The sequence below is a fragment of the Nonomuraea sp. NPDC059023 genome (genome assembly GCF_042740095.1).
Classification (GTDB): Bacteria; Actinomycetota; Actinomycetes; order Streptosporangiales; family Streptosporangiaceae; genus Nonomuraea.
The window spans coordinates 102311-119160 of the sequence record NZ_JBHYIO010000014.1; the positions used below are offsets into that span (position 1 = coordinate 102311).

Below are 16850 nucleotides of genomic sequence, written 5' to 3' on the forward strand. Positions count from 1 at the left end.
GGCAGCGGTTTCCAGCCTCGGTGCGGGATGCCGGCGGGGCGGTGGTCGCGGTTGAGCTCGCAGGCGTTCTCGGCGCGGGTGCCGGCGAGGCGGTGGTCGCGGTTGGGTGCGCGGGCGTTCTCGGCGACCGCTGCAGTCGACGCCGGTTGTCGCCTGCGTCTGCGCCGGGGCCGAGACGGCACCGTTGGTGGTTGGGCGCATGGGCGGCTGTGACCCCGGAGGTGGTTCTTGGTTGGGTGCGAGCGCGCATAGCCCGCTCTTGGGCACGGCGCGGAGCGCGGGGCACGGGACGCAGGCACGGACGCGGAGCGCGGGCGCGGGAGCGCAGAGGCGCGGGCGCGGGAGCGCAGGGGACGGGAACGCGGGGCGGGAGCGTAGGGGACGCAGGCACAGGGCGGGAGCGTAGGGGACGCAGGCGCAGGGCGCGGGAGCGCAGGGGGCGCGGACGCGGAGCGCAGGGCGCGGGCGCGGGGGGCGCGGGGGCGCGGAGCGCAGGGCGCGGGCGCGGGGGCGCGGGGCAGGGGGCGGAGCACAGGAGCCCGGAGCGCGGGGCAGGACGCGGAGCGCGGGGGGCGCGGGGGCGCGGGGGCGCGGAGCGCGGGGGGCGCGGGGGCGGGGCGCGGGCGGTGGGCTCGCGGGGTGGGGGTTCTTGGGCTGCGGTTGTGTGTGGCCCGGGTTGCGGTGCTTGGTTTGCGGCTGGGCGGGGAGGCCTTGGGTGGGTTGGGTGCGGTGTTGGGGCTGGTCAGGGGGTGGTGGGGATGGGCTCACGATGGTGACGTTGCCGTAAGGGTTGAAATGGGTATAAACCACTCGTGACTCCCCTCATCGGGATCGAGGAGGAGTACCTAATCGTCGATCCCCACACACGACATGTGGCACCCCGGGCGGCGGATGTTCTGGCCGCAGCGACGAACGTGATGGGTGAGGACATCACCCAGGAGATCAGCCAGTTCCAGATCGAAGCCCGTACCGCGCCGTCGAGCGACCTCTCCGAGTTGGGGGCGAGACTGCGCGCCGCCCGTACGGAGGTGGCGAAGGCGGCGCAGGAATGCGGGCTGGCGCTGGTCGCCAGCGCGATGCCGGTCCTGGGCCAGTCGGGGCCGATTCCGCTCTCGGACGATCCGCGGTACGAGAACGGGCAGGTGCGCTATCGGGCTCTCCAGGATGAACTGTGCATCTGCGCTCTCCACGTCCATGTGGACGTGCCGGATGAGGAGCTTGCCGTTTACGTCGGCAACCACCTGCGGCCCTGGCTGCCCACGCTCATCGCGCTCGCGGCCAACTCCCCGTTCTTCGTCGGCCGGGACACCGGCTACGCCTCCTGGCGGGTGATCAGCTGGAGTCGGTGGCCGGTTTCGGGGGCTCCGCCGTACTTTGCGAGCTTTGCGGAGTATGAGCGGGCGGTCGGCGCGCTGTCGGAGTCGGGCGCGCTCATGGACGCCAAGACCCTCTACTGGGACGCCCGCCCCTCCTCCACCCTGCCCACCGTCGAGGTACGCGTCGCCGACGTGCCACTCGACGCCAACGACAGCCTCACGATCATCGGGCTGATCCGGGGGCTGGTGGTCACGGCGCTGGGCGATGTGGCGCGGGGCGATCGCGGGCTGCCCATCGGCGCGGAGGTGATGCGCGCCGCGTACTGGCGGGCGGCGCGCGACGGGCTCGAAGGCGCCTGCCTCGACCTGCGGGCGGGCGAACTGGTGCCGGCGCCGGAGATGGCGCGCCGCCTCCTCCAGCACGTACGGCGGGCGGTCGGCGATGCCGGTGACCTCCCGTTCATCGAGGAGGGCCTGGACCGGCTGATGCGCCGCGGCTCCGGAGCGGTACGCCAGCGAAGCGTCCACCAGCGCGACCACGACCTCGCGGACGTGGTCGACGACCTCATAGTCGCCACCGTCGCCTAGCTCACTCCCGCCACCCATTTCACCCCACTGGCTCAACCGCACCGTAAGGCCGCCCCACCCAGGTCTGACCTCCCGTGGGCTGACCTCCCGTGGGCTGACCTCCCGTGGGCTGACCTACCCAGGTCCGACAGACCGCCGGCCGCCCAACCGCGGGCGGACGGACCGGGAGCACGATCGAACCGCCACCCGCCGCGAAGCCGCGCAGGATCGTCGCGGCGGAGACGGGGTCCACGGCCTCGAACCGGCCCGGCCGGCAGCCGCGGCGCGGTGGCGGGGCCGAGCTTCTTGCGTATGCCGGAACACGGGTCTACCAGGTGACGGGCAGGCTGGCGGGGCCGTTGTCGAGGGGGTTGCCGGTCCACGGGACGTCCTCGGGCGCGCAGGCCAGCCGCAGGCCGGGTACCTGCTCGGCCAGCGCGCCGACGACCGCGACCAGCTCCATGCGGCCCAGCGCGGCGCCGATGCAGTGGTGGGGGCCGTGGCCGAAGGCCAGGTGCGGGTTCGGCGTGCGGGCGGGGTCGAAGCGGGCCGGGTCGGGGATGAGGTCGGGGTCATGGTTGGCGGCCTCCAGGCGGACGAGGACCTGGTCGCCGGCGGCCAGCCGTACCCCGTCGAGGTCGATGTCCGTCTGCGCGTAACGCGCGAAGGCCTCGCCGTGGAGGCCGGCGGAGTAGCGCAGCATCTCCTCGACGGCGGTGGGGACGTCGGAGATCTGGGCGAGCCCGCCGGCCTGACCGAGGTGGACGACGCCGATCGACAGCGTGTTGGCCACGGTGAGGTAGCCGCCGAAGACCAGCGAGATGGCGGTGGTGAACAGCTCGTCGTCGCTCAGGCGGCCGTCTTCGGCGTCGCGGACCGCGATGACCTCGCTCAGCAGGTCGGGACCCGGGTCGGCGCGCTTGGCGGCGATCAGGCTGGGGAAGTAGGCGGTGAGCTCGCCCCACGCCTGCTCGAAGCCCTCGCCGCCGCCGGTGATGCCGGAGGCGGCGTCGGCCCAGGTGTAGAAGCGTTCGCGGTCGGTGACGCTGATGCCGAGCATGTGGCTGGTCACTCCAAGCGGCAGCGGGCGGCCCACGATGGAGACCAGGTCGGAGCCGGGTCCGCGTTCGCGCAGCTCGGCCACGAGCTCGCCGGCCAGCGTGGTGATGGCGGGGCGCAGCCGTTCCAGATGGCGAGGGGTGAAGGCGCGGGAGAGCAGGCGGCGCAGGCGCGCGTGCGGCGCGCCGTCGCTGAGCAGCGAGGCGGGCCCCTCGGGCGTGCCGGGCGGGGCCATCGTGAAGCGCGCGTCGGACAGCACCTGGCGGGCCAGCGCCGCCCCGACGATCACCCACGCGGGCTGACCGTCCGCGGTCACGACTCTGGCGATGGGTCCGGTACGGCGCAGCTCGTCGTGGACCGGCGTCGGGCCGAACGGGGCGGGGCGCTCAAATGGTAGATTCCGCATATCGTGAAGCTAGCATATAGTGAAGGTGCATCACTACATGACCATTGAGGTATTCGAGCGGACGCTTGAGCTGGCCGGACTGCTCGGCGAGGAGATGGAGCGCAGGCTCGCGGCCGACGGCCTGACGCCGTCCCGCGCGCAGTTGCTGCGCGAGCTCGGCCGCCGCGGACCGCAGCAGCAGCGGGAACTGGCCGGCACGCTGGCGGTGAGCGCGCGCAACATCACCGGCCTGGTGGACGGCCTGGCGGCCACCGGATTCGTGACCCGCGAGCCGCACCCCGACGACCGGCGGGCCACGCTCGTCACGCTGACCGGGCGGGGCACGGCGGCGGTGCGCGCCATGGAGGAGGGGCGCGCGGCCGCGGCGGCCGCGCTGTTCGCGGGGATGCCACCGGAGCGGCTGGCCGCCTACGCCGCCGACCTCGACGTGCTGCTGGGGAACCTCAGAAAGCCGTAGGCCCGTAGAGGGCGAAGGAGGCGCCGGTGGTGAAGGCCCAGTAGCGGTCGCCGTAGGACCAGTGCCACCACTCGGTCGGGTAGTTGATGAGGCCGGCCTCTTCGAGGGCCTTGCCCAGGATGGCGCGGTGCTCGCGGGCCTCGGGACCGATGTTGGCGGCGCCGGTGTAGCAGGCGCCGTCGCTCTGCTCGGGGTTGTCGTTGACGGCGGTGCCCATGTCGTACTCGACGCCTTCGGGCGAGCACAGCGTCAGGTCGACGGCGGCGCCGGCGGTGTGCGGCGCGACCTCGACCGGCGAGACGTAGCGGCTGGCCGCGACGTGCGCCTCCGCGGGCGTCATCTCCGGGAAGGAGGCCTGGAGCTGGTCGCGGTACTCCTCGAAGTAGTGCCGCTGCGTGGGGATCGGGCGATAGCCCTCGACGATCAGCAGGTGGTAGCCGGAGGGCAGGAGGTTCTCGGCCTTCTCCAGCCGGGCCAGCAGCCCGGAGCGCAGGTGCGCGTAGGCGCCGATCGCGTCGGCCAGCCGGTCGTCCACGCGCAGCCGCCCGCGTACGTCGGCGAGTGGCTCCCCACTCTCCCGAACCGGAATCGCCGCCACCCGAGGGTCCGAAATCAGCACGATGTCAGCCGCCATGGGCATAAATTCTCACACAGTGTCAGAGAAGACCTGTTCACGGGCCTGCTCCAACGCGGCCACGAGCGCGCCGCGCAGTACCGGATTTCCGGCCACGCCGGTGGTCACGACCCGGGAGGGCGAGGGGCAGACGCGAGCCACCGCCCGCTCCACCTTGGCCGCCAGGCGGGCCCCGCCCGCGCGGCCGATGTCGCCGCTGAGCACGATCAGCCCCGGGTCGAGCACGACCGCGATGGCGGCGCAGCCGACCGCCAGCCGGGCGGCCACCTCGTCGAGGTAGCGGTCGCCGCCGTTGCGGACCTGGTCGGCGACGGACAGGCCGCTCACGTTGTGGTGCTTGGCCAGGCCTTCGAGCGCCTCGTGGCCGACGAGCCGCTGGAACGAGCCGGACTGCGGGTGGCGGACGTCGGTGGGCAGCGGTTCGCCGGGGACGGGCAGCCAGCCGATCTCGCCCGCGCCGCCGGTGAGGCCGCGGTGCAGCCGGCCCCCGAGCATGACGCCGAGGCCCTGGCCGATACCCGCCCAGATGACCGCGAAGTCATCGTGCCCGGCGGCGGCGCCGTAACGGTGCTCGGCCAGCGCGACGAGGTTGACGTCGTTCTCTATCGTCACCGAGGCGCCGAGGGTGTGGCGCAGGCTGGCCAGCACGCCGACGTGCCAGTCGGGCAGGTCGTGGGAGAAGCGCACATCGCCGGAGCGGGGGTCGACGACGCCGCGGGTGCCGATGACGAACGAGCGCAGCTGCGACTGGCTGATGTTGGCCGAAGCGCACGCCCGTTGTACGGCAGAATGCACCGCTTTGACCGGATCCTTGGTGCCCCGCGGATTGACCGTCACCTCGACCACGATTTTACCTGTGATGTCGGCCACACCGACGGTCAGGCTGTCGGGCAGGACTTCCAATCCGGCGACGTAGGCGCTCGACGGAACCACGGCGTACAGGGCGGCGTGCGGACCTCTGCCGCCGGCGCGCTCGCCGACCACCTCCACGAGTCCACGATCTTCCAGTCGGGCGAGTAGCTGACCTGCGGTTACCTTGGAAAGCCCCGTCTGTTCCCCCAGCTCGGCGCGGGTCAACGGTCCTTGGTAAAGGAGCAGTTCGAGTGCCGATCTGTCGTTCAGCCGGCGCAGCAGCCGCGGGGTTCCCGGGCTTCGGCTCATGAATGCGCCCCCTCTCGTCACGATCGGCTAACGGTCTGTTTCTTTTAATAAAGTTTCTTGTTAGTTTAGCAGCAATCGTTCGGACTGACGATCAGCCAGCCTGGTGCCGACCGTAGGCCAGCACCATGGAAGGGAGAACCCTGTGAGGATCGCGAAGATCACAGCCACTACGGTCACCACAGCCGCTCTGGCTCTTGGCGTGGCCGCCTGTGGAGGCTCCGAGGCGCCGAAGACCTCCGCGGCACCGTCCGAAGGCGCGTCGAGCGCCGCACCGGGCCAGAAGTTCGCGGGTCAGACGCTCACGATGTGGCGTCTGGGCACGCCGAAGGACGTCTCGACGAAGCTCATGAACGACATCAACACCAAGTTCAAGGAGCTCACCGGCGCTGACGTCAAGGTCGAGTTCGTGCCGTGGCCCGACGCCCAGAAGAAGTGGACCACCGCTCTGGCCGCCGGTGAGGGCCCGGACGTGACCGAGTTCGGCAACGACCAGGTCGCCGCCTGGGTCAAGCAGGACGCGCTGCAGGACATCACCGACATCGCCAAGTCGACCCCCGACTTCCAGTCGATCCCGCAGAACCTGTGGAGCTACGAGACGATCGACGGGAAGATCTACGGCGTGCCGTGGGGCGGCGGCACCCGTGCCGTGCTCTACCGCAAGGACTGGTTCGACGAGCTCAAGATCGAGACGCCCAAGACCTGGGCCGACATCGTCGCGGCCGCCAAGACGATCCAGGAGAAGAAGGGCAAGGACGTCGACGGCTTCGCCTTCAACGGCGGCTCCGACGCCAACATGTCCCTCTCCCCGTTCGTGTGGTCGGCAGGTGGCGACTTCGCCGCCTCCGAGGGCGGCAAGTGGGTCGGCAAGCTGACCGAGCCCGGCTTCAAGGAAGGCTTCCAGTTCTATACGGACCTGGTCGCCAAGGAAGGCGTGTCCGGCAAGTCCCGGCTCAACCTGAACTCGATCGAGATCGGCCAGCGCTTCGCCGCCAACAAGGTCGGCATGTTCGTGACGGGCGGCTGGGACATCACGACCGTCAAGGAACAGAGCAAGGGCAAGATCGACGAGTCGAAGATGGCCTTCTTCTCCCTCCCCAACAAGGACGGCAGCGGACCGGCCCCCGCCTTCCAGGGCGGCAACGACATCGCCATCTGGAAGGACACCAAGAACCCCGAGCTCGCGGCCGAGTACATCAAGCTCGCCGCCGGCAAGGAGTTCGGCACCACCTACGCCACCTCGGAGGGCCTGCTCCCGCTCTACCCCGAGGCCCTGGCCAAGCTCGGCGAGGACCCGATGCAGAAGGCGTTCACCGACACCTTCGCGGTCGCCAAGGGCTTCCCGGCCAGCCCCAACTGGGCTGAGGCCAACGACACCAAGGCCGTGCTGCAGAACGCGGCGCGCAAGGTGATCAAGGGCGAGGCGACCGTCGACGAGGCTCTGGCCGCCGCCAACACCGAGCTCGAGTCCATCCTCAACCAGCAGTAAACGATGAGTGATACGTCAACCATCGCCCGAGGCGGGGGCCACCGCGCCTCCGCCTCGGCGCGGCGGGCCAAGCCGCCGCGCCGGCCCAGCGGACTGCCTCCGCGGTTTGTCCCGTACGCCCTGCTCCTGCCCGGCCTATTGGTCATCGCGGTGCTGTTGCTCTATCCGCTGTACCAGATGGTCGACATGTCCTTCCACAAGGTCGGGCTGCGGCAGATCCGGCCGAGGAACCCGCTGCCCGCGGAGTTCGTCGGCGCCGACAACTACACCGCGGCGTTGCAGTCCGACCTTTTCGGCGTGTCCGTCCGCAACACAGTGATCTTCGCGGTCGTCACCGTGGCGCTGACGTTGGTCCTCGGCACCCTCGTCGGGCTGCTCCTGCACAAGCTCGGCCCGAAGATGTCGACCACCGTCATCGTCGGCACCATGGCCGCCTGGGCGGTTCCGCCGACCTCGGCCGCCGTGGTCTGGAAGTGGCTCTTCGACGCCGACGCGGGCGTGATCAACTGGTTCCTCAACCTGCTGCCCGACTGGTTCTCGCAACTGCTGTTCGGCCGCGCGGAGTGGGCGGGCGTGCCGTGGCTGAACGACCCGCTCGACATCTACTTCGTGCTGGTCGTCACCGTGGTGTGGGCGTCGTTCCCCTTCATCGGGGTCTCGATCCTGGCCGGTCTGAAGAGCATCCCGAGCGAGCTGTACGAGGCCGCCCGGGTGGACGGCTCCACCGCCTTCCAGACCTTCAGGAAGATCACCTTCCCGCTGCTGCGGCCGGTCTTCTCGGTCCTGGTCGTGCTCTCCATCATCTGGGACTTCAAGGTCTTCACCCAGTTGTTCATCCTGGCCGGCGGCACCAACATGCCCCGTGAGGCCTTCAACTTCTCGGTGTGGAGCTACATCGAGGCCTTCAGCCCGCCGCCCGACATGGGCCTGGGCTCGGCCATCGCCGTCGTGCTGACCGTGATCCTGCTGCTGATCACGTTCGTGTACGTACGGCAGATCGTGAAGACGGAGGACGTCCGATGAATCCCGTGACCCGCAAGAGGCTCGGCAAGATCGGCCTCAACACGGCCGGCATCACCGTCTTCCTCTTCGCGATCTTCCCGGTCTACTGGATGATCACGGCTGCCTTCAAGCCCAACGACCAGCTCAACAGCACCACGTTCATCCCGTTCCCGATGCCGCCGACGCTCGAGCACGTCGAGCGTGCCTTCACCAAGGGCATCAACGGCAACTCCATCTGGACCTACATGATGAACAGCGTGATCGTGTCGGTGAGCACGATCATCATCGGGGCCGTGTTCGCGCTGCTGGCCGCCACCGCGGTCGCGCGCTTCCGGTTCCGCTTCCGGACGAGCTTCCTCATCCTGCTGCTGATCGTGCAGATGGTGCCGTCCGAGGCGCTGCTCATCCCGCTGTTCCTGAACGTGCGCCAGATGGGCCTCTACAACGAGCTGCTCGGCCTGATCGTCATCAACGTCGGCCTGACACTGCCGTTCTCCGTATGGATGCTGCGCACCTTCGTGGCCGCCGTCCCGAAGGAGCTGGAAGAGGCCTCCTGGATCGACGGCGCCAGCCGTTTCACCACCTTCTGGCGGGTACTGTTCCCGCTGGTCGCACCGGGCCTGGTGGCCACGAGCATCTTCTCGTTCATCACGGCCTGGAACGAGTTCGTCTTCGCGCTCACGCTCATCGAGGACTCCAGCAAGTTCACGATGCCCAGGGCGCTGTCGTTCTTCGTCGGGCAGCGCTCGACGGACTGGGGCGGCATCATGGCCGCGTCGACACTGATGACGATCCCGGTCCTGATCTTCTTCCTGCTGGTGCAACGCCGTATGGTCTCCGGTCTGGTGGCCGGGGCCGTCAAGGGCTAGCACCCCGCAAGCGGCTCGCGCCGCCCGCCGTACAGGCCGCGGCGCGAGCTCACCAACCTCTGTGATGAGGAGATATGAGTCAGAGTGATCGGGGGCTGCGCCGCCTGGCGGCCGGCACACTGCTCGTCGCCTTCCAGGGCACCACTGCGCCCGACTGGGTGCTGAGGGAACTGGAGCAAGGCCTCGGCGGCGTCACGCTCTTCGGTTTCAACGTCGGCAACCCCGCCCAGGTGGCGGAGCTGACCGGCAGCCTGCGGGCCGCCGGGGAGCCCGTCATCTCGCTGGACGAGGAGGGCGGCGACGTCACCCGTCTCGCCTACCACGTCGGCAGCCCTTACCCGGGCAACGCCGCTCTGGGCGCGGTGGACGACGTCGAGCTGACGCACCGGGTCTACCGGGCGATCGGCTCGGAACTCGCCGCGTGCGGGATCAACCTGGACATGGCCCCCGACGCCGACGTCAACACCGCCGACGACAACCCCGTCATCGGCACCCGCTCGTTCGGCAGCGACACCGCGCTGGTGTCCCGCCACACCGTGGCCGCCGTACGCGGCCTGCAGTCGGTGAACGTGGCCGCCTGCGTCAAGCACTTCCCCGGCCACGGCGCGACCCGCATGGACTCGCACCTGGCCATCCCCATCGTGGACGTCACCATGGACGTCCTGTACGAACGCGAGCTCGCGCCCTTCCAGGCGGCCATCCAGGCGGGCGCGAAGTCCATCATGACCGCGCACGTCGCGGTGCCCGCCCTCACGGGCGACACCCCCGCCACCCTGTCCGCCGCCGCGCTGAGCGTCCTGCTCCGTCAGGAGCTCGGGTACGACGGCGTCGTCGTCTCCGACGCCCTCGACATGCACGCGATCACCAAGAGCGTGGGCCTGGCAGGGGGCGCGGCGCGCTCGCTGGCCGCCGGGGCGGACATGCTCTGCCTGGGCCCCATCCCCGGCTACGACGACGTCCAGCGCGTCATCGCCGAGATCGCCGCCACCGTCCCGGTCGAGCGGCTGGAGGAGGCGGCGGCCCGGGTGGCCGCGCTGCGTGAGTGGTTCGGCTCCGGCACCGCCCCCACAGCCGAGCTGAACGTGATCGGCCTGGCCGCCGCGCGCCGCGCGGTCCGCCTGACCGGCGCCACGAACCCCCTCACCAACCCTCTCGTGGTCGAACTCGACACGCCGCCCACGATCGCCGTCGGCGACGTGCCCTGGGGTCTGGAACTGCCCGAGGCGGAGACGGTCAGGCTGAAGCCCGACGACGCGGACCCCCTGGGGATCTTGGAACGCGCCAGGGGCCGCTCGCTCATCGTCGTCGTCAAGGACGCTCACCGGCACACGGCCAGCCGGCGCCTGGTGACCATGCTCGTCACGGCCCGGCCCGACACCACGGTGATCGAGATGGGCCTGCCCGTGTGGCAACCCGACAGCGCGGCCTACATCGCCACTTACGGCGCGGCCAGGGCCAACGCGATGGCCGCCGTCGAACTCCTCACCGCCTGAAACCCAGACCCCGGCATGACAGCCCACGGTCTGACCGCCCCTGGGTTGACCACGGGTGGGATGACAACCCATGGCATGACGGCCTGAGGGATGACGGCCAGCAGGCTGACGGCCTGGGGGGCTTCAGGGTGAGGGTTGGGGTTGTGCTGAGGGTCGGCGTTCAGGCGGCGGTTTCGTACGCACCGCCTGAACGCCTGCCCTCCGGGCCCGAACCCCTGGGCCCGGGGACCTTGGCCCGCTAAGCGAGCGTCCCGCCCGTCCAGCCGGTCACGGCCGTCCGTAACGCGGCGAGGAACAACGAGGCATCCCGGCCGTTGATCAGCCGGTGGTCGTAGGCCAGCCCGATCAGCGCCGGGGACCCGTCGGCCGGTGAGGTCACGGCCAGCGCGCCGGCCGTGCCGGGGAAGACGAACGGGATCGCCATCTCGACCTCCCCCTCGGTGTGCAGGGTCACGACGAAGTTGGCGCCGGTGAGGTCGGACTCCTTGAAGTCGCCGGTCGTGGCGGCCAGCCGGTGCTTCATGAGCGTGCCCGCGATGTCCTTGAGGGTACGGCCGGCCGCGTCGTGCACCACCGGCACGTACAGGCCCTCCCCCAGGTCCACCGTCACCCCGATGTCCGGCGTGGCGGACAGAACCGCATGGTTGCCATCAAGCCTGGCGAAGAACAGCGGGAACTCCCCGTGCAGCCCCGCGACCGCCTGGACGAAGACCTCGGCCACGCCGACGGGCCGCCGGACCTCCTTGGTCAGGGTGCGGGCTCGCTCCAGCGCGGGCGTCAGGTTCATGCGCACCGCGACGTAGGCGGCCGGGATGGTCTGGTGGGACAGCTCCACGGCCCTGGCGACGGCACGCTGCACGCGGGGCAGTTCGCGCCGGTCCGCCTGGGTCAGCAGGCGTTCCACGTCGGCCCGCCGTACCAGATGCACGCCCAGGCTCGCGACCTGCTCGGGCGTGATGCCGTGCTGGTCGATGAGGGCCTGGGCGGGCGCGGTCACCAACGGCCCAGAGCCCTCGGAAAGCGCAGCGCCCGCAGAAGGCACGGCGGACGGGGAAAGCCCGACGGCGGACGCGGAGGACCCGGCGCCCGACGCGGAAGGCCCGACGTGCGACGCGGAAGGCCCGACGGCGGACGCGGAGGGGCCGCCGTCCGACGTGGAGGGCCCGGCGGCCGACGCCGCAGACCCGGAAACCACCGCGGCCGCCTCTGAGACCGACGCCGAGGGCCCGACGCCCGACGCGGTGGGGCCGGCGTCCGACGCCGCAGACCCGGAAACCCATGCGGCAGCCGCAGGGGGCGTGGGGTGCGGGGTGTCGGACGGGTCGGGGCCGATGGTGGCTATTACCTCGTCGGGGTGGCACCAGGCGCCGGCCTTCATCGCGTGGCGCAGGACGCCGGTGGTGTCGGCGGGTAGTTCCTCGGCCGCCTTGGAGGTCTCCACCAGCACGACCGCGTCGTCCTCGTGCACCTCGGCCCCGTCGGGAACCAGCCACTCGACGATCATGTACTCGGTGTCGTTGTTGTTCAGCTTGGGCACGCGTAGCTCAGCCACGGATGACCTCTCTGATGACGCGGTGGATCACGGTCTCGTCCACGACCACTTCGCGCTCCAGGTGGGCGGCGGTGGGGATGACGGAGTCCGCGGAGTGGACGAGCGTCACCGGGCCGGCCAGCCGGTCCCAGTGCCGCCGGTGGACGGCGTGGGCGACCTCGGCCCCCCAGGTGCCGCCCGCGGTGCTCTCCTCGACGACGAAGATGTGCGGCGCGGCGGGCACGTCGACGTCGAACGGGTAGAGGCGCGAGGGGACCAGCAGGGTGCAGGAGATCTCCTCTTCCATCAGCAGCGTGTACATGGCGGCCAGCGCCCGGTGGGCCATTCCGCCGGGTGCGACGATCACGCAGTCGGGCCGGGTGTCGAGGGAGACGCGGGCGACGCCACCGGTGTTCTCGACGGTGAAGGGGGGCCGCACGGTGTGCATGGGGCGGGTGTAGAGGACCTTGTCCTCGAACAGGACGCACGGCTCCTCGCGGGCCAGCATCTCCTCGAAGACGGCGAGGTTGTCGTGCAGGTGTGACATCTCGTACAGGGCGAGGCCGGGGATGCCGACGAAGTGCTTCTGCAGGCTCTGGCTGTGGGTGGGGCCGTAGCCTCTGCCGCCGCCGACGGGGCAGCGCACGATCATGCGCATGGGTACGCGGGAGCCGTACATGGAGACGGATTTCGAGGCGAAGTTGAGCAGTTGGTCGAAGGCGAGTGCGGCGAAGTCGCCGAACATGACCTCCACGATGGCGCTGTCGCCGCACAGGGCCAGGCCGGCGGCGACACCGGTGATCGCGCTCTCGCTGATCGGGGTGGTCAGCACGCGGCCGGGGTGGCGGGTGGACAGGCCGCGGGTGACCTTGAAGGCGCCGCCGTAGGGGTCGAGGACGTCCTCGCCGAGCAGGTACAGGTCCTGGCGGGTGTCCATGAGGGTGTGGAGGGCGGTGTTGAGGTTCTCTGCGACTCTCATGGGCGCGCCCATCGGGACGGCGGGCGGGCGACGACGTCGGCGGCGACGGCCTCGACGCGGGCGCGGGCGGCCTGGCCGAGGCGTTCTGCCTGTTCGGGGTGGGCGGCGGCGTAGAGGTCGCGCCAGTCGCGCAGTTCGCTCATGACCTCGGGCGGGCGGGTGTCGTCGCCCTTGCTGTGCGGGCCGATCCGGTGGGTGGCGAACTCGGCGATCAGCGGGGTGCCCTGCCGTACCCGCGCGATCAGCGGTTCGAGCGCGGTGCGGATGGCCGGCAGGTCGAAGCCCTCCACCAGGTGGTGGCCGATGCCGAAGGCGGCGGCCCGGCCGGCGATCGTGCCGGCCAGGTGCGTGGCGATCGGGGTGGACTGGGCGATGCCGTTGTTCTCGACCACGACGAGGACGGGCAGCCGCCAGAGCGCGATGATGTTGAGCGCCTCGTAGACGGCGCCCTCGCCGAAGGTGCCGTCGCCGATGTAGACGAGCGCGAGCGCGCCGGAGCCCGCCCGCGCGAGGTGCAGGGCGACGCCGGCGGCGACGGGCAGGCTCTCGCCCTGCACGCCCGTGGACAGGTAGCCGTCGCGGCGGATGTGCTGGCTGCCACCGACGCCCGCGCAGACCGCGCCCTCACGGCCCATGATCTCGGCCAGCAGCCCTTCGAGGTCGCCGAAGCGGGCGAGGTAGTGGCCGTGGCCGCGGTGGTTGCTGAAGACGTGGTCGCCGGGGGTGAGCAGCGGGCGCAGGGCCACGGGCACGTACTCCTGGCCGAGGCAGGTGTGCGTGGTGCCGTTGAGCAGGCCCTGGGAGAACAGGTCGAGCAGCTTCAGCTCGAACGCCCTGATCTCCAGCATGAGCGAGAGGTCCGCGTCGTCGAGCTTCGGCACCAGCGCCCGGTCGAGCGTGGTGGTCATCGGCGCATCACCTCGACGAGCCCGGCGATGGTCGGGTTGTCGAAGAAGTCGTCCAGCTCGATCTCGACGCCGAGGCGCTTGCGGACGCGTGCGATGATCTGGGTGATGGTCAGCGAGTGCCCGCCGAGGTCGAAGATGTCGTCGTGCGGCTCCACCGGCGAGAACTTGAGCACCTCCTCCCAGATCGCGGTGATCTCCGCGAGCAGCGGGTCGCCGGGCGTGGCCTCGGCGGCGGTCTGCCTGGACTCCTCGGGCGCGGCGGCGGCCAGGTCGTGGAAGGGGGTCAGTTCCTTCAGGGGGCGGCCGGGCTCGACGCGGGCCAGGAGCGCCTGGAGGTCGGCGGCGACGCGGCCGGGGTCGGGCAGTTCCTGCGGGTCGTGGCGCAGGCTGGCGGTCAGGCCCCCGGGGCCGTCGAGGAGCTGGAGCTGCAGGGCGCCGCGTACGGCCTGGTTGAAGGCCAGCCACTCGACCTGCCAGCCGGGGATCTCGGGTCCGGCCCTGCGGTAGCTGACGCTGACGGGGGCCAGCGCCGCGTGTGGCCTGATTCCCGGTACGGCACGCGCCACCGGCACCTCGCGGAAGCCGTACACGAGACGCAGCTCGGCCCGCAGCCCGGCGGCGAACTCCCCGAACGACACGTCGGGAGACGGTTCGCCGAAGACCGGCACCTCGTTGACGAACGCCCCGATCCGTCCGGTCTCGGAAGGTGTGCGGGTGGACAGGTCGACCGCGGTCACGACGTGCTCGTTGCCATAGGAGCGCAGCAGCGTGTGCAGGGCGGCCAGGACGACCTCGAACCTGGTCAGGCCGGGCAGCTCGGGCGGTTCCAGCGTGAACTCCAGCACGCCGCCCTCGCTCGCGCGGCGCGAGCGCAGCCGTCCGCCGGGCACCGCCACCTCGCCCGGCTCCCGCCAGCGCGCCGACCAGAACGCCTTGGCGTCCTCCAGTTGGGCCGCCACGCGCTCGCGCTGGGCGCCGGCGACGTCGAGAGCCTGCAGGGGGCCGGGCTCGCGGCCCTCGTAGAACGCGGCGAGGTCGGCGACCAGCACGTCCTTGGACTGGCCGTCGAAGACCAGGTGGTGGGCGAGGACCAGGAGGCGGTCACCGGCCAGCGTGAAGCGGATCAGCGGCCCCTTCTCCAGGTCGAAGGGCCCGTCGGCGGGCTGCGCGTCGAGCGCGGGCCGCAGGGCCGCGGGGATCAGGTGGGGCACGCCGGAGCGCTCCTCGACGGCGCAGGCCAGCAGCGGGTGCCGTTCCACGAGCCTGGTCACGGCGGCGGCCAGGCGCTCGCGGTCGGGTGGTGTGGCGAAGCGGACGGTCAATGGCATGTGGTAAGCCGACCCGGCGCCCATGGTTTCCATGATCCACATGCCGTGCTGGGTGAAGGTCGCTTCGGTCATCTAACAACCTCTCGAAGTGCGTGTTTGTCCACTTTGCCGTTGTGGTTGCGCGGCAGAGCGTCGAGGGAGATGAGGCGGACGGGCAGTTCGTGGGGAGCCAGGCGCTCCTTGAGGAAGATCCGCAGCTCCTCGTGGGTGACCGGGCCGACGACGGCGACCGCGACGGCCTTGCCGAGCGTCGGGTGCGCCACGTCGAAGGCGGCGGCCTCGGTGACGTCGGGGTGCTGGTAGACGGCGTCCTCGACGTGGATGGTGGAGACCTTGTAGGCGCCGGACTTGATGACGTCGCTCTCGCGGTCGACCAGGTAGAGGTAGCCGTCGTCGTCGAGGTAGCCGAGGTCGCCCATGCGGACCCAGCCGGCGCGGAAGACCTCGCCGGTGGCCGCGGCGTCGCCGTAGTAGGCGCGGACCGCGGCGGGCGAGCGCATCCAGACCTCGCCCGTGGTGCCGGTCGGCAGGGGTTCGCCCTGCGCGGTGGCGATCTTCACGGCGCCGCCCGAGGCCGGTCGGCCCACGCTGGACGGCCGGTCGGGGTCGAAGATCATGACGGTCTGGGCGGGGGCGGCCTCGGTCGAGGTGTAGTAGTTGGTGATCGTGGCGTTGGGGAAGGCGTCGCCGAGCCCCACGGCGATCTTGGCGGGCAGCGGGGCGGCGGCCGAGCCGAGCAGCAGCACGCTCGACAGGTCGTGGCGCTCGTGCACGCGGGCGGCGAGCATCTCGATGGCCATGGCGGGGACCAGGAAGACCGTGCCGGCCTCGTAGTGCTGGATGAGCTGGGCGAAGCGGCCGGGTGTGAAGCGGGGCAGCGTCACCGTCTCGGGGTGCGCGTCCACCGCGTTGACCAGCATCCACTGACCGGCGTTGGTACCGATCGGGAAGGCGTGGGCCAGGTGCTTGCTGTGGGCGAAGGGGCGGCGCCGGCCGCCGCAGCCGTGGGCGAGGTTGGCGTGGGTGGCGGAGACGCCTTTGGGGCGTCCCGTGGTTCCGGAGGTGTAGAGGATCTGGGCGAGGGACCCGGGCGCGGGCAGCGACGGCGCGGCCGCGGCGGCCAGGACGTGCGGGACCTCACCCGGGCGTAAGACCGCGCTCGCGCCGCAGTGGGCGAGCATCGCGTCGATGTCGGCCCGCGCGAGCCGGTCGGACAGCGGTACGGCCACGCCGCCCGCCTTCACCGCCCCGAAGAAGGCGACGGCATAGTCGAGCCAGTCGCCATTTCCATAGACCAGCCCCACCCGGTCACCCTCGCGGACTCCCCGTTCGACCAGCGCGGCGGCCAGGTCGGTCGACCTGGTCTCCCACTCACCGAAGGTCAGCGAGCCCGTGCCGTGGACGGTCATCGCCACGCGACCGGGGTCCGCGGCGGCTCGCGCGCGGAGAAGGGATGGAAGCGTCACGCTCACGATCGCCCCCAGGCTCGGACGTCTTTCTATTAGGAAACTTTCCTTTTATTTCAACGAGCGCAAGTCTCGCACGCTGCCGCGACGGAGACAAGTCCCGAACCCTTGCGCTGCTGGCCTTGCGGTCTTCGGAAGATCCATGGAACACTCAACAGTAAAGAATCTTTCCAGTAAGGTGCTCTCTC

14 protein-coding genes are annotated in these 16850 nt (G+C 70.8%); 6 read left to right on the plus strand and 8 right to left on the minus strand.

Annotation, left to right across the window (positions count from 1 at the left end; all coding sequences use genetic code 11):
• Positions 1-812: 812 nt before the first annotated feature.
• The gene (locus ACFWYW_RS24310; RefSeq protein ID WP_379611425.1) at positions 813-1904 is read left to right on the plus strand and encodes a glutamate--cysteine ligase; all 1092 of its coding nucleotides are present in this window, start codon (positions 813-815) and stop codon (positions 1902-1904) included.
• 307 nt (positions 1905-2211) lie between these two features.
• Here the strand turns inward: ACFWYW_RS24310 and ACFWYW_RS24315 are convergent, their stop codons facing one another.
• Positions 2212-3348, minus strand: a complete 1137-nt coding sequence (locus tag ACFWYW_RS24315) for a cytochrome P450 (RefSeq protein ID WP_379611426.1) — start codon at positions 3346-3348, stop codon at positions 2212-2214.
• Between the two features lie 37 nt (positions 3349-3385).
• Between ACFWYW_RS24315 and ACFWYW_RS24320 the strand changes: the two genes are divergently transcribed.
• Positions 3386-3805 carry a MarR family winged helix-turn-helix transcriptional regulator gene (locus ACFWYW_RS24320; protein ID WP_379611427.1) on the plus strand — a complete coding sequence of 140 codons (420 nt, stop codon included), beginning with the start codon at positions 3386-3388 and terminating at the stop codon, positions 3803-3805.
• Here the strand turns inward: ACFWYW_RS24320 and ACFWYW_RS24325 are convergent.
• Together ACFWYW_RS24325 and ACFWYW_RS24330 are read right to left on the minus strand one after the other, a co-directional pair.
• The gene (locus ACFWYW_RS24325) at positions 3792-4439 is read right to left on the minus strand and encodes a M15 family metallopeptidase (protein ID WP_379611428.1); all 648 of its coding nucleotides are present in this window, start codon (positions 4437-4439) and stop codon (positions 3792-3794) included. The two genes, ACFWYW_RS24320 and ACFWYW_RS24325, sit on opposite strands and share 14 nt — an antisense overlap.
• Before the next feature lie 12 nt (positions 4440-4451).
• Entirely contained in the window at positions 4452-5600 is a 1149-nt protein-coding gene (locus tag ACFWYW_RS24330) for an ROK family protein (RefSeq protein WP_379611429.1), read from the minus strand.
• A gap of 142 nt (positions 5601-5742) precedes the next feature.
• On the opposite strand from ACFWYW_RS24330, the gene ACFWYW_RS24335 reads away from it, so the two are divergent.
• The 4 genes from ACFWYW_RS24335 (at position 5743) to ACFWYW_RS24350 (ending at position 10450) form a co-directional block, all read left to right on the plus strand.
• Positions 5743-7086 (plus strand): extracellular solute-binding protein, encoded by a 1344-nt coding sequence (locus tag ACFWYW_RS24335; RefSeq protein ID WP_379611430.1) that lies wholly within the window; start codon positions 5743-5745, stop codon positions 7084-7086.
• Positions 7087-7089: 3 nt separating this feature from the next.
• Positions 7090-8109, plus strand: a complete 1020-nt coding sequence (locus tag ACFWYW_RS24340) for a carbohydrate ABC transporter permease (protein WP_379634078.1) — start codon at positions 7090-7092, stop codon at positions 8107-8109.
• A complete protein-coding gene (locus tag ACFWYW_RS24345; RefSeq protein ID WP_379625475.1) occupies positions 8106-8957 on the plus strand; it encodes a carbohydrate ABC transporter permease in 852 nt (283 codons plus the stop codon). Before ACFWYW_RS24340 ends, ACFWYW_RS24345 begins: the two co-directional genes overlap by 4 nt.
• 74 nt (positions 8958-9031) lie before the next feature.
• Complete coding sequence (locus ACFWYW_RS24350; protein ID WP_379625473.1) at positions 9032-10450, plus strand: glycoside hydrolase family 3 protein; 1419 nt, start codon at positions 9032-9034, stop codon at positions 10448-10450.
• 238 nt (positions 10451-10688) lie between these two features.
• On the opposite strand, the gene ACFWYW_RS24355 is transcribed toward ACFWYW_RS24350, so the two are convergent.
• From ACFWYW_RS24355 to ACFWYW_RS24375, 5 genes are read right to left on the minus strand one after another with little or no spacing between them, the layout of a single operon-like run.
• On the minus strand, positions 10689-12002 hold the full coding sequence (locus ACFWYW_RS24355; RefSeq protein WP_379625470.1) for a 2-oxo acid dehydrogenase subunit E2: 1314 nt from the start codon (positions 12000-12002) through the stop codon (positions 10689-10691).
• Entirely contained in the window at positions 11995-12960 is a 966-nt protein-coding gene (locus ACFWYW_RS24360; protein WP_379625468.1) for an alpha-ketoacid dehydrogenase subunit beta, read from the minus strand. Before ACFWYW_RS24360 ends, ACFWYW_RS24355 begins: the two co-directional genes overlap by 8 nt.
• Complete coding sequence (locus tag ACFWYW_RS24365) at positions 12957-13868, minus strand: thiamine pyrophosphate-dependent dehydrogenase E1 component subunit alpha (protein ID WP_379625466.1); 912 nt, start codon at positions 13866-13868, stop codon at positions 12957-12959. The genes ACFWYW_RS24360 and ACFWYW_RS24365 overlap by 4 nt, the downstream gene beginning before the upstream one ends.
• Positions 13865-15268 (minus strand): condensation domain-containing protein, encoded by a 1404-nt coding sequence (locus ACFWYW_RS24370; RefSeq protein WP_379625464.1) that lies wholly within the window; start codon positions 15266-15268, stop codon positions 13865-13867. The genes ACFWYW_RS24365 and ACFWYW_RS24370 overlap by 4 nt, the downstream gene beginning before the upstream one ends.
• The gene (locus tag ACFWYW_RS24375) at positions 15265-16668 is read right to left on the minus strand and encodes a class I adenylate-forming enzyme family protein (RefSeq protein WP_379641072.1); all 1404 of its coding nucleotides are present in this window, start codon (positions 16666-16668) and stop codon (positions 15265-15267) included. The genes ACFWYW_RS24370 and ACFWYW_RS24375 overlap by 4 nt, the downstream gene beginning before the upstream one ends.
• Between the last annotated feature and the right edge of the window lie 182 nt (positions 16669-16850).

Excerpts from the sequence above, each read along its gene's own strand:
- ACFWYW_RS24315 (WP_379611426.1), bottom strand. The coding sequence starts at position 3,348 with ATGCGGAATCTACCATTTGAGCGCCCCGCCCCGTTCGGCCCGACGCCG.
- ACFWYW_RS24320 (WP_379611427.1), top strand. The coding sequence starts at position 3,386 with ATGACCATTGAGGTATTCGAGCGGACGCTTGAGCTGGCCGGACTGCTC.
- ACFWYW_RS24325 (WP_379611428.1), bottom strand. The coding sequence starts at position 4,439 with ATGGCGGCTGACATCGTGCTGATTTCGGACCCTCGGGTGGCGGCGATT.
- ACFWYW_RS24330 (WP_379611429.1), bottom strand. The coding sequence starts at position 5,600 with ATGAGCCGAAGCCCGGGAACCCCGCGGCTGCTGCGCCGGCTGAACGAC.
- ACFWYW_RS24340 (WP_379634078.1), top strand. The coding sequence starts at position 7,090 with ATGAGTGATACGTCAACCATCGCCCGAGGCGGGGGCCACCGCGCCTCC.
- ACFWYW_RS24345 (WP_379625475.1), top strand. The coding sequence starts at position 8,106 with ATGAATCCCGTGACCCGCAAGAGGCTCGGCAAGATCGGCCTCAACACG.
- ACFWYW_RS24350 (WP_379625473.1), top strand. The coding sequence starts at position 9,032 with ATGAGTCAGAGTGATCGGGGGCTGCGCCGCCTGGCGGCCGGCACACTG.
- ACFWYW_RS24360 (WP_379625468.1), bottom strand. The coding sequence starts at position 12,960 with ATGAGAGTCGCAGAGAACCTCAACACCGCCCTCCACACCCTCATGGAC.
- ACFWYW_RS24365 (WP_379625466.1), bottom strand. The coding sequence starts at position 13,868 with ATGACCACCACGCTCGACCGGGCGCTGGTGCCGAAGCTCGACGACGCG.
- ACFWYW_RS24370 (WP_379625464.1), bottom strand. The coding sequence starts at position 15,268 with ATGACCGAAGCGACCTTCACCCAGCACGGCATGTGGATCATGGAAACC.